The organism is Runella sp. (assembly GCF_965279615.1).
GTDB lineage: Bacteria > Bacteroidota > Bacteroidia > Cytophagales > Spirosomataceae > Runella.
Genome location: NZ_OZ257252.1, coordinates 8054100 through 8066833, shown reverse-complemented (window position 1 = coordinate 8066833; position 12734 = coordinate 8054100). Strand labels below are relative to the sequence as shown.

10 protein-coding genes are annotated in these 12734 nt (G+C 44.2%); 3 read left to right on the top strand and 7 right to left on the bottom strand.

What is annotated here, in order from left to right; genetic code table 11:
* Positions 1–59: 59 nt before the first annotated feature.
* A complete protein-coding gene (locus ACQY73_RS34280; RefSeq protein ID WP_428659420.1) occupies positions 60–2081 on the top strand; it encodes a hypothetical protein in 2022 nt (673 codons plus the stop codon).
* A gap of 66 nt (positions 2082–2147) precedes the next feature.
* The gene (locus ACQY73_RS34275; protein WP_428659417.1) at positions 2148–2627 is read left to right on the top strand and encodes an META domain-containing protein; all 480 of its coding nucleotides are present in this window, start codon (positions 2148–2150) and stop codon (positions 2625–2627) included.
* Positions 2628–2640: 13 nt separating this feature from the next.
* Here the strand turns inward: ACQY73_RS34275 and ACQY73_RS34270 are convergent, their stop codons facing one another.
* The 7 genes from ACQY73_RS34270 to ACQY73_RS34240 form a co-directional block, all read right to left on the bottom strand.
* Positions 2641–3255: a hypothetical protein gene (locus tag ACQY73_RS34270; RefSeq protein ID WP_428659415.1), complete on the bottom strand. Its 615-nt coding sequence runs from the start codon at positions 3253–3255 to the stop codon at positions 2641–2643.
* Positions 3252–4571 carry an ArnT family glycosyltransferase gene (locus ACQY73_RS34265; protein ID WP_428659413.1) on the bottom strand — a complete coding sequence of 440 codons (1320 nt, stop codon included), beginning with the start codon at positions 4569–4571 and terminating at the stop codon, positions 3252–3254. The genes ACQY73_RS34270 and ACQY73_RS34265 overlap by 4 nt, the downstream gene beginning before the upstream one ends.
* A complete protein-coding gene (locus tag ACQY73_RS34260) occupies positions 4571–5215 on the bottom strand; it encodes an FkbM family methyltransferase (RefSeq protein ID WP_428659410.1) in 645 nt (214 codons plus the stop codon). Before ACQY73_RS34260 ends, ACQY73_RS34265 begins: the two co-directional genes overlap by 1 nt.
* A 33-nt stretch (positions 5216–5248) precedes the next feature.
* The gene (locus tag ACQY73_RS34255) at positions 5249–6745 is read right to left on the bottom strand and encodes a polysaccharide biosynthesis C-terminal domain-containing protein (RefSeq protein ID WP_428659407.1); all 1497 of its coding nucleotides are present in this window, start codon (positions 6743–6745) and stop codon (positions 5249–5251) included.
* A gap of 28 nt (positions 6746–6773) precedes the next feature.
* A complete protein-coding gene (gene wecB, locus ACQY73_RS34250) occupies positions 6774–7874 on the bottom strand; it encodes a non-hydrolyzing UDP-N-acetylglucosamine 2-epimerase (protein ID WP_428659404.1) in 1101 nt (366 codons plus the stop codon).
* Positions 7871–9082: a glycosyltransferase family 4 protein gene (locus ACQY73_RS34245; RefSeq protein WP_428659401.1), complete on the bottom strand. Its 1212-nt coding sequence runs from the start codon at positions 9080–9082 to the stop codon at positions 7871–7873. The genes wecB and ACQY73_RS34245 overlap by 4 nt, the downstream gene beginning before the upstream one ends.
* A gap of 118 nt (positions 9083–9200) precedes the next feature.
* On the bottom strand, positions 9201–11600 hold the full coding sequence (locus tag ACQY73_RS34240; RefSeq protein WP_428659398.1) for a penicillin acylase family protein: 2400 nt from the start codon (positions 11598–11600) through the stop codon (positions 9201–9203).
* Positions 11601–12030: 430 nt separating this feature from the next.
* Between ACQY73_RS34240 and ACQY73_RS34235 the strand changes: the two genes are divergently transcribed.
* Positions 12031–12282 (top strand): FUSC family protein, encoded by a 252-nt coding sequence (locus ACQY73_RS34235; protein WP_428659395.1) that lies wholly within the window; start codon positions 12031–12033, stop codon positions 12280–12282.
* The last annotated feature ends 452 nt before the right edge of the window (positions 12283–12734 follow it).

Here is a 12734-nt window from a genome sequence, read left to right as displayed (position 1 = left end):
GGGCGTTTTTCTTTGTACTTTTTTCGAAAAAAGTATTATTTTGCCGCCTTACACAACCTATGATGAACATACTGAATTTTTCTACGCCTTCCTCACGCAATGCGTACGTGCAGGATTGGCGCAGCAAATACCACCAACACATCGCTGATTATGAGCGAGCACAGACTTCTTTTGTCCCTCATCTGCTGCCTGAATTTGCCACCAAATTTGACGTTTTTCAGGTGTTGGACACGCTTCAAAAGCGATTGGGGAGGGATACATTGATGCGGGCACTCAATCCGGAGGAAACAATTCCTTCGCCCTTAATTTCCCACACTGACAGTCAATGGCTTAAAAAATCCAACATGGCCGGCGTGAATGTTCGCACCATCGGCAGTTTTTGGAATGTCGTTGGATATGCACTCACCCTACCTACATTTCATGATTCTATACACTTGCTCCCGATTTGGGAGCCGGGAGTCGTTGGCAGTTTATACGGAAAAGTGAGTTGGAATATTAACGGCGAGTTTTACAGTTGGCAACTTCAACGGGCCGTTCCATGGTTGGATACTGTTGAAAAACAACTCAAAGCAGTCGTAAATGTACTTCATGCTTTGGGTAAAACGGTGGGCTTGGATGTCATTCCGCACACCGACCGTTTTTCAGAAATTGCCTTGATTCACCCTCGGCTTTTTGAATGGGTACGTCGGGAAGGACCTCAACTCGTTGACCATTCCGAACATATTTGGCAACAGGTTGAAGAGGTCATTTGGCAACATTTGCATCACCACGGCGCCGCCGACGGCAGTTGGTTGGATTTCGACAAAAATATCCTTTTTGACCCGTCAACACCTATTATAAGCGATAAAAGACGTCAGGAAATTATCTTTGGATTTGACCAACAGCAGCGCCTTCATCGACGCATTGCGCTCATGCAAACGCTGTTGGCACATGATTTTGAAACTTTGCCCATGACAATGGCGCCTCCCTACCGCGGCCTTCATATCAATCCTGACGTGTTCATCGTCGACGAGCGGGGGGCGCCTTGGTATCAATACGAATTTGATCATCCGCAAGCCATGTCGCGGGTATTCGGGCCGCTGACGCGCTATCGTTTTTACCACTCCAAAAACGATAATCAACAGTGGGAACTGGATTTTGGACGACCCAACGTAGCGGCCTGGCAGTATTTTACCCGAAAATACCTCGAATGCCAACAGCAGTTCAATTTTGATTTTATGCGCGGCGACATGGCCCACGTCCAAATGCGCCCCGACGGTGTTCCTACTCAAACGGATGCTTTCTACGATCCGCTCTGTGCCGTTAAAAAATACGTTCAGCAGCACAGCGCGCCTTACTTTGCCTTCTACGCCGAAACCTTCATTGCGCCACCCAATGTCATGGGTTATGGCGACGAGTTTGACCATTTAGAAGCCATCGAAGCCGATGCAACCTTAGGCGACCTCCAAGCGTCGGTCATTGATTCACAGGAATTTAACGAACGATTTACGTTATATGACCAATTGCTCCGGACTCGTACTTTTGCCCCAAGCTTTACCATCATTACGGCCGACAAAGACGATCCTCGATTTGACGAGTTTTATAGAACGGGCAACATCGTACGCTATTTTGTCGGGCTGTTTCTGACAGACATGCCGAGTTATTACAGTCTTGGGTTTGAAGTTCGAAACCTCCATTTCGAACGGGCCAAAAACGAAGAATATACTAAGTTATACGTTTTCCAAATCCACGACGATGCCGAAACCGACAAAGTAACCCACGGACCGTTTGAATGGGGAGAAAACATGGAGCAATTCCAACAACTCACCCAACTTCGTTTGTTTGCCGAAAGTATTTGGGAAGAAATAGCAGACCGCGAAATTCGTTGGCTGCTCCCACCCGATACGAACGGTCGTACGCTCATCGCCTGGACGCAGGCAACAAATCCAACATATTTTTTTGTGGCTAATTTGAGCCACGAATTCGAGGCTGCTTTAACTGTAATTGATGTCAGCAAGTATGATTTGGTGTTTCAGACTTCACCGGCATCGCAGGCACACATTGCACCATGCAGCGGTCAGGTATATAAAATCAGAACGTAATTTCCAACCAAAAGCGTTTAGGAAACGTCATTCGGTTAACAATGACAATCCTAAATGCTTTTAGCCATGATCAGAATAAGCGCCCTTTTTGTTGTTTTACTCCTCGCAGCAAGCTGCAATCAAAAAAGTATAATTGCTGATAATGAATTGAATAACTCCCAAAACGTCATCAATACCCGCGTAAGCTTCGATAAATTACCGGGAAAATGGACATTTACGGGCTACTTGAAAGACACTACAGTGCCTTCCAACGGCGAAGCCACGCTCGAATTTACGACGACCGAAACCGCCAATAAATTGCAGGTGGGCGGGCGGTCATTCATCAATCTTTACAGTACCACTTTCACGTACAACGAGGCAAATTCCACCATTCAACTCGTTGAGCCCATTGGAATGACCAAAATGGCCGGCTCTCCCGACCTGATGAAAGCCGAGACAAATTTTCTGAACAACCTGAAAAACGTCACTAAATTCTCTGTCGACGGTGCCGTCTTAAAACTCTATGTGGGCGAGCCGGCTGTGGAAATTATGAGTTTTACGAAGTAACCGCAGAAACGATTTATTCAGGGCAGTTGATTTGCGTTCGAATAAGATTCCCCGCATCGTCAACTGTAACACGCCAACAAAATCCGCTCGGCGATTTTAAAATAATTCCTCTGCTCGGATTGTCGACATACACATCGCCGTCAGTGACTTGTAATTTCGATTTAGGATTTCTTACGCCAATCCCGACATTTCCGTATGCGTCTATTCGCATCCTTTCCAGAGAAAAGTTACCATACAGATCATTGCCGGTCATAAATTTTATAACGCCAAAAGGATTTTGTGCACTGCCCGAACGTAAGATCAGCCCATTGTCCCGCGAATAGATTTGCCCAAAACCGGCAAAAGCACCATTTGCATAGTCATATTCCTTAGCATGATGGGACAGAAATGTTGATGTCGAAGCTCCACCACTACCCGACGATAATTCAATAGAAACAAGAGAGGAAGGAATCGTAGCTTCATTTCTTAATTTTAAATAGGTTCTGGGATCACCCGTTGGAGAAGATGCCGTTAACCCGTTATTGCCTTTCATTAACAGAAAGTTATTGATCCCTTCTGACGACTGTCCCAATACGGCGTATGCTGTCAGTGTAAAAAAAAGTGTGCAGAATAGAAGTGGCTTTTTCATGGAGACAAGGTTTTTCTTTGTGCAATTACATTTTTAAGGAAAGTGATAACAGGTGCAATTATAATAAATGATATTACCAAATAAGGATATTTATATCGAAGGTTTCCCTGCGAGCCAACGTACGTCATCATAAATCCTAAAAAAGTGAAACCATTAACGACCCAAACAATTAGCGGAGCAGTAGGACGTTGTCGCCAATAAAAAACCAATTGATATCCCCACACGCCCAACAACAGCAAATAGTATCCAAATTGAAGCGTGTGAATCGTTAAGAAGGCAATGCAATAGGCAAGTGGCTGTTGCCAAAATTGCCGCTTTGCCCGAGGTTGTCGAGCATCTTTGATAAATCGTTCAAAATTCCAGTTCGGATTTCCCAGCAGCGGGCTGATGGCAATATCATCATTTACAAACGTGGTTTTGATCTTTAGCGGCCAAAATGAAAGCCATTTTGCCGGGTGACCCACGATCCATTTTACAGCACGGTTTTGAATGTAATCTCCTTTCTCATAAAACGTTTTTTTTGACAGATAGACCGAATCGTTTTTGAGAATGGAGTCGTTGTAGATGCCCGTTGCACCGTCAAAACCGCTCATGAGTAAATTGATGGGTCCTGTCGTAGTGGAATAGACAAACTGCCCCGTTTGAGATTTACTGTACATTCCCATTGGCAATACAAACAGCAATACTCCCAAACCGATTCCTATTAATTGTTTATAATCATTTCGTTGATTAAACTTCCAATTCCATAACCATACCAACCCGTATATCAGCAATAGCGCTACGATCAACGGTCGACATCCCAAAGCAAAACCTGCCATTAATCCGGATAAAAAACCCCATTTAAAATTGGGTTTTTGAAAATAGAACCAACTGCTGAGCAAAGTACAGGTAGTAAAAGTCAGTTCGCTCAAATTCAAAACCACCAAGCCCAAACTGTTCAAATAAAGCACATACATCCACGCCGCTGTCAGGGCGCTTTGTTCACCAAAAAATTTAAGGGTAAGGCGATAAACTAAATACAATTGCAGCAAATTAATGCCTGCATTCAGCAAATGTACCGTAACGGTCGCATTGTATATTCGCAGAAATAAGGCTCCCAGATTGACGTGAAACAAACTGGCCAGCCAAGGGTCATAGATCGTTTCGGGATACGGAAACCACGTACGCATTTGGGCCGCTCGACTTGCCCACGTAAAATAAACCAATGAATCGCTTCGAAGCGGATACTGTCGAAAAATCGCAAAACCAACACAAATGACCGCATACAGTCCAAACAACCACCAAAAGGACTTAGTCGATTTAGTTGCAGAATTCATCAGATTCCCAGGCAATTAGTAGTTCGATAAAAAATCGTGGTGCAGGTAAGGTGCGATACGATAGGCGCCATACCGTAAAAATCGATCCATCGAAAACCTTGGCTTTGCATAAAACCTTTCACCTCAGCATAGCTTTCACGTTCTGAATTATCCAAGATCAAGACGCCATCGGGAGTCAGTGAGTCTACAGAAAAACGCATACATTCTACTCTTTTTCGACCATCCACTACGATGATATGGTAGTTATTACCGGTTATTTGAACGGCTTTCACGTATTTCTCACCCAATTCTCGGTACATTACTTTGGCATTGGCCGGGAGTTGTTGAGACACTTCCTTTACCCATGCTTCGTCATGCTCTACCGCCTGTACTGATTTTACATGAGTTGAATACCAACGGGTAGAATTGCCTGAGCCATATTCAAAAACAGTAAAATGGTTTTTCAAACGCGGTCCAATAAACGCAATAAAAGGATAAGTGCACCAAGGAAGCGGTTTTCCGGCGGCATCTACCGAACGCTTTGTATGAAAACTTCTGAACCAACCGTTGTTCTTTAATTCACTCTCCAAATATAATTGCACACTTCCCCCCAATTTCAAAGCATTCAGCAATTGCCAAACCTGTTTTTTCAATGCCTTAATCATTGTATGATCGTCTATCAATTTTTAATAAATAAATCACTTAAACCGCGCCAGAACAGTATCCAGTAAACCGTTTATCTCCTCTGACACTCGCCATTTCCACACATAGAACCCCAACAAACTACAAACTACCGCTGTACGAATGACAATCCATGTCATAGCCATCAGAGGAGTTTGGGTATGTGAAGGCATCAAGTACGAAAGCAAAAAAACACCACTAAATACCACCAAAACCTGTATACTTTGTGCCGAATAGGGCGAAATACCGAAACGATATTTTATATATCCCATTCTCAAGGCAGAATAGACCAACGTTGTAAAGGAAGTAGCTATCGCCGCCCCGATGAATCCATACGATGAGATCAGCCAAAGGTTAAGAAAAAAGCCCAAAAGTGCCGTAAAAATGATGATCCATGTGGCCATTTTGTAATGTTTTGAGTACAAAATAATTTCGGTATTGAGTCCAGCCGCCATGTCAAACAACTTGGTAATCAGCAGAAAAAGCACCACATACTTCCCTTCGCCGTATACGTTGCTTTTGGGAAGCAGGTAAAATATATCGTCAATATTCACCCATATCAACAGAAACACCAAGCCACCACTCAATAACAAATGCAGCGCCGTTTTCCGGTTCATTTTTTCCAATTGTGCAAAATCGTCATTACGTAAATGTTGGGTCAGGATCGGAATGGAAATTTGAGCCAACGCTTTTCTCGGAATTTCAATGACACTTGCCATGTAAGAAGCGACAATAAAAATTCCCGCATTGACCAGATCGCGTTCACCGGCTAACATGGTTCGGTCAATAAATAGGATAATATTTACCCCTAATGCCCCTAAAACGGTGAAAGTACCATAACCCAACATTTGTTTCAGCAGGGATGTTGTAAGAATCCTGCGGTCGGGCCAACGCCAATATCCTTTTCCCAATACAATGATATAGCCTATGAACAAAACCACCGCAAATCCGTAGGCGGCAATAATGAGATAAAGCATCCAATCAAAATTGATCCAACCTATGCCAAATATAATCACCAACAACACATTGGCCACGCGCAGATACACCTCTCGAATAAACATCGGAACGGCAATACGCGAGTTATTTCGACAATAGGCATCCAACACTGTAATGTAGATCCAAAACACCGTCAGTGGAATCACTAAGAAATGGTAATCAACCAATAAAGCGGAATTTTTGGAAAAATAGCCTACGATCAACGGAGTAAACAACCAATATACCAGTCCGAAAAGAACAACGCCGACCAAAGGCAGCATCAGCAAAAAACTCAAAATACCTCCGTGCTTTTCTTCGTCGTTTCGGAAAAGGCTGAAATAACGATCTACAATAAAGGGAGTTCCTAAATGCGCAAACGAAGCAAACAAAAGACTGTTCTCAAAAAGAATGCGTGACAATGCATACTGCTCCACCGATAAAAATTCGGTGGAAACATACATCTGATTGATAACACCCACCAACACGCCTAAATAGGAGCCTAGACTGGCTTTGAGGCTTTGACGTACAACAATACCCACGGGCGTTAGTTTCGGTTAAATAAAATCGTTAGTTATTGAATTTTTCCACTAAAACAGCAGCGATCCGCTCTGCGGCGTTGCCGTCCCACAGAGGGGGAATAATGCCTTTTTTGGTACGCCCTTCGAGGGTTTCGAGCACTTTTTCATGAACCGTTTCGGGGTTGAGGTCTGCCAATAATTGGTTGGTTCCCAGTTCTACCGTTACGGGGCGTTCGGTGCTGTCGCGGAAGGTCAGGCACGGCACTTGCAGGTACGTGGTTTCTTCCTGAATTCCGCCTGAATCGGTTACGACCAACGCTGAGTTTTCCATCAAATGCAGGAATTCAAGATAGCCCTGCGGTTCGGTCAAAATCAAGCCTTGGATGGCGTCCAATTTTGCTTTTAAACCAAATTTTTCAATGTTATTCTTCGTCCGAGGATGAATCGGGAACAGGACTTTTTTGTAAGGAGTTGTATTTTCAATGATTTGCAAAATACTCGTTAGCCCTTCGGCGGTGTCCACATTGGCGGGTCGGTGCATGGTCATCAACACAAAATCACCCTTTGACACGCCCAACGAAGGCATAATATCCAGCATGCTCGCCTTTTGGCGATAGTGCACCAGTGAGTCTATCATGCAATTGCCCACCATAAACACTTTTTCGTCAGGCACCCCTTCGTGTTTGAGATTATCAATGCCGGCCTGTTCGGTCACAAACAAATAATCTGAAATACTATCCGTCAAAATACGGTTGATCTCTTCGGGCATCCGACGGTCACCGCTGCGTAATCCCGCCTCTACGTGAGCAATCGGAATGTGCATTTTGGTAGCTACCAACGCACAGGCAATGGTGGATGTCACATCTCCTACTACCAACACCAGATCGGGCTGCTCAACCTCCATTACCTTCTCAAACTCCAACATGATCTTGGCCGTCTGTTGGGTATGCGATCCGCCGCCGATTCCCAAAAAGTAATCAGGTTTGGGCAATTCCAATTGGTTAAAAAATACGTCCGACATCTTGGCGTCATAATGCTGCCCCGTGTGAACGATTTTTGATTCGATCTCACTTTTTTTCTGAAAAGCACGGTGCAGCGGCGCTACTTTCATAAAATTAGGCCGTGCGCCTACAATGTTAAGAATCTTCATTTCTTCGTTACAAATTCAAATACGTTGCGATACCCTTCGATAACGGTCTGTATGTTTATCTCATTTTTAATGATCGCCAATGAATGTTCTCCAAATGCCAGGAGGCGTTCAGGATCAGCCAGTATCAAGTCTAAAACCCGTGCTAAATCGCCGGCATCTCCGTTCTTGAAATAATAGCCGTTAAGCCCTTCCCGTACCAGTCGCTTTTCGGTGCCGTCGGCCACGGAGCATACGATGGGCTTGGCAAAACACATGGCATCGTTGATTGACAAACCGCCCATGCCACCAAGCACATACACCGCTGATTCGTGCAGGTATTGGCCCAGATCCTCCGAGTTATACACGCCTCCCACAAAACGCACGGCATCTGCCAGTCCTGCCTCAGCGGCTTGCGCCTTTAGTTTTTCCAATTCCGGACCAAACCCTACCACCACCAATTCAATGTCGGAATACGTCGATTGTAATTTCTTCACCGCTTCAATGATCAGATCGACCCGTTTCCATTGCACCAAACGCCCCACATGAATCAGGCGATGCGGATTGGGGGGTAATAAAGCAGGGCGTTTTTTAACCTTTTCAAACGCGGCCAACAGTTCATCGGTATCGGGCGAATTGGAAATGACAAATATCTTCTCCGGCGGTACGCCATAACTGCCGATGATCTCGTGGGCTTCGTCAATGTAATTAATGTGGGCATCGGCCAAGGGTAAATTCAGGCGGCGCAGAAAAGAGGCGATCCAGAAAAGAATAAACCCTATCCATGTTTTGTTGGTATCCTGAAAATTTTCGGAAAGAAATTGGGGTGAAAAATAGAATTCCTGCACCCTTCCCCAAATGGCATAATTGAATGGAATATCGCGCGCAATGAGCTTAGCTCCCAAGCCACGTAACTTCCAATAAAAGAAAGGGTTAAGCGTCAGATATAAAAAATAAGGCCACGTTGTAATGATGACAATATCAGGTTGAAACGCTTTGAGCGTTGGCAACAGATCCTTAAAAAAAGGTTTGCCGTACCAAGCGCGGTATTCTTCCAACTCAATGACTTGAAACAGTGTATTGTCTGTTTCTTCTTTTACCGCTGCCCCCGTTGCTTTTCCTTTTTGAGCGGGCTTTATCATCAAAACTTCGTACCCTGTCCCCGCTACGATCTTGTTCAGAATCAGCTTAAAGTAATGAGGCAAGGCAGGCATTACAAAACAAACACGCATTGTCAAAAATTAGTCATGAGTGGTCATGTTGGGTCCAGTGCATCACGTCAGGAATGACCAATTATTTCCCGGCATTTCCCCGCAACGGTTGACCGAATGGCCGCAAATGTACAAATTTCTAGTTAGGCTTCAGCGTCCATGTTCGGTCGGCTACGCTCTTAATTTTATCCTTGGAAAAATAAACGGGAAAATAACCGTCTTTGGCCCATAGTTCAAACAGGTCGGAATAATGCGGATCGTCGGGATTGGCCGATTGACCGGGGTTATTGATCCCCAAGGTTTTATCCCAGTTTTCGGTATCCACTAAAATCCGAAACGAAGCGCCGTGTTCCTGATTGAGGTTATTGCCGGTATTGCCCACCACTTCCCCGTAGCCACCGCGCGGCAAAGGCCCAAGATTGATCTTCGCCTTTTGATCGGCGCTCACCAAATCACTCAAAATGTGCGTAAGCGTAATGTGTTTATTTTTAGCCTGCCCGTACTGCCACTGATCCATATTGTTTCCCAAACGCGCGGTCAACTCCAAAATTGCTTTATCTAAAGCGTTCACCAACAATTTATTACGCATCTTGATCGGATCAGACCCGAATTCAGGTCGAGGCGTAACCGTCCAATCCACCAACCGTTTGGTTGGCAGCGTTTTAAAGTAGGTCTGAATGGTTTCCGGAACGGTCAATTGGTAGATGCTTTTTCGGAATTCGGTTTCCCACTGCACATAAACGGCGGCGGCAATGGAATTAGGCTTCAACTGGTAATCCCATTCCTGCAACAGGCTTTGGGCTTTGGCTACTTCTTTGCTCTCTTTTTTTGCATTCGGCTCCAAGGCTTTCAGCAAAAGCGGGACCAATGTCCGGGCCGTTCCTGATAAGTAATCGGTTTGCAAGGTCGCAAAATCCTGCAATGACATTCGTTTGCCGGCGGTCAGCACTTCTTCAATGCGATGGGCCCGAACGGGATTAGCCCACGTCCAGCCAATGGCATTACGATTCGGAAAGTCAACGGGTGTCATGTTATTATTGGCGGTTGCTACATAACCTTCCGCAGGATCAAATTTGTTTGGCAAAAGCTGAATCGGCAAATAACCCGCCCACTCATAGCGCCCATCGCCGGGAACGGGCACAAGCCCCGTCCAGTTTTTACGAATGGGTGAAATACCCACCGCCTGCCAACCGATGTGGCCGTTTTTGTCGGCATAGATCATGTTCTCACCGGGAATACGGCTGAAACTGCATGCCGTTCTGAACTCTTCCCATGTACGAGCCTGATTCATGCGCAAACTCGCCAAATAAGGCGCACAGCCCACTTCCTGCCAACCGGCCCGTACCGCGTAAAGTTTATTTTTTGCTGCGTCTTCAAACACCACCGGCCCGTGGCGAGTGTATTTAAGCGTCACAATTTCGGGCTGTTGTCCCGCTATTTTTACCGTGTCCCTGATTATTTTAAGGGCTTCCCATTTTCCTTGGTATTTGTACTGATCCGCATTTTGAGGATTGGTTTCGTAGACATACAGGTCTTCGTTGTCGGTTTCAAAAATGGTCAAACCCCACGAAGCCACTTCGTTATGACCTACCGAAACGCCCGGCAATGACGGCTCTCCCGCTCCCACTACATTCCATCCCGGCGCGTGTAAATGCACCCAGTACCGCAGCGACGGCACCGATTGTGCGCGGTGTGGATCATTGGCGAGCATCGGATAACCGCTTTGCGAAAGCTTTCCATCAATGATCCAGTTGTTGGAACCTACATTGAGTTTTTCTTCCTCGTACCAACTGTCAAAATCAAAGGCAGGCGTCAAACTTGCTTTTTTGTCGTCTTTGGTAAATTTTAAAGGAGCGCGAAACGCTTCGTAGAGTTCCAAAATATTCTGAAAGATCTCTTCACCGTTCACGAGCTTATCCAACGTCAAATCGGGCTCGTTGGCTGTTTTGGCGGGGTGAAACCACTGTAATTCACGCAATTTATCCGCTCCCACCAACGACACAATCCGGGCATTGTTGAGTTCCTCCTTCACATTGCTCAACAATCCCTGATGCCGACTGATAACGATCTCGGGTGTCCAATAGTCCGGCAAGGTGTTCAGAACCTTAAACTCAAACGGAAGCTTTTCGGGCGATGCCCGCATCTCACGAATGTACGCATTGATCCCTTCTACAAACGCATTGATAATGAGCGTACTCCGAGGGTGATAATGCGCCAGTTCGGCCGTAAGATTTCCCCTGAATTTAAACAATCGACTGCCGATGTCGCGTTTCAATTCTTTTTTACCGAGCAATTCCGCCGTGGTTCCGGTAGCTTGCCGGCGCCAAATTTCCAACTGAAACAGGCGATCAGAAGCCGCCACGTAGCCCTGCGCCATGAACAGATCATGGTCATTTTGGGCATAAATGTGCGAAATTCCCCATCGGTCACGAATGACCTCTACGGGTTGTTGAAGACCTTTAATGGTGAGATTTTGGCAGGATGAATCCGCGCAAAGTACAGATACTCCAACCGCAAGAAGCAGTAAAAATCGTTTCAAGGGTATAGTCAGGTTAATGAAGTCTAATTTTAACGAAATTTGGAGGATTTCTCAAGAAAGAGGGATAAAATACCTGTTTCACGCGACTATTCTAATCAGTGTTACTATCTTGACCCACTTATAACATCAAGCCTGCGCTCATTTACAAGCATGTAAATCAAACGCTATAAAGAAAATCAAAAATCCATTGAAAGTCCTTAAAAGTAGAAAGAGAAAGGAAGTTATTTTAGCATCTGTTTAAAGAAAAAACTCAAAAACCAGACACAATCCACTGTAAATCAAAACCTTACAAAACAAATTTTGAAAAATTTGCTTTTTATAACGGAAGCATTTATTTTGCAAAAAAGCGCATAAAACAAAAGCTCTGATCATTGGAGACCATTATGAAAAGACTATCCGGCAAAGCAATATCACAAACAAAATAAAGAAAATGCAGGAAAGAAATCTCTCAGAATTAACAGACCAAGAATTAGTACAGGAAGCAAAAAAAAGAAAATCAGTTTCCATAATTAATGCTCTATTAATTGGCTTCCTTATAGGAATTGTACTTTACAGCGTCATAAAAAACAGTTTAGGTTTTTTCACGCTAATCCCTTTGTTTTTTGCATACAAATTGATCAATAATTCAAAATATAACAATCAAGAGTTAGAAAATCTTTTAAAAGAGCGAAATTTAAAATAAGAAATGGCGGAAAATTGTCAAAACTATAATGGAATCATTACAGGTTTTTTTGCAGTAAGCGCGAGCAAAAAAAGCAATTTTAAAATCCGAAATTTCTAAACGTATCAATAATTTAAATTTCATAAATAATCAATCGGTCAAATGCAGAAGAATATTTACGAAGGATTGACAAATGAAAAATTGACAAAAAGAGAGGCTTACTAAAAGGCATTTTGGCCGGCTTTGGAATTATTTTCATAGTAGCTATCACTATTGTAATTTACCTTGCAGTTAACTATTAGCAAAAAAAACAAAAAATGGAATTCAGTCCCTTCAATACTATTGTCAAACTCTGCCTCCAAGGTATGGACTTTGAAGAAAAAGGCCAACCTGAAGAAGCCGGCAGAATATTCGTTCAAGCCTGGAACGAAGCGACAAACGAATTTGAAAAATTTCTTGCTGCTTATTATATG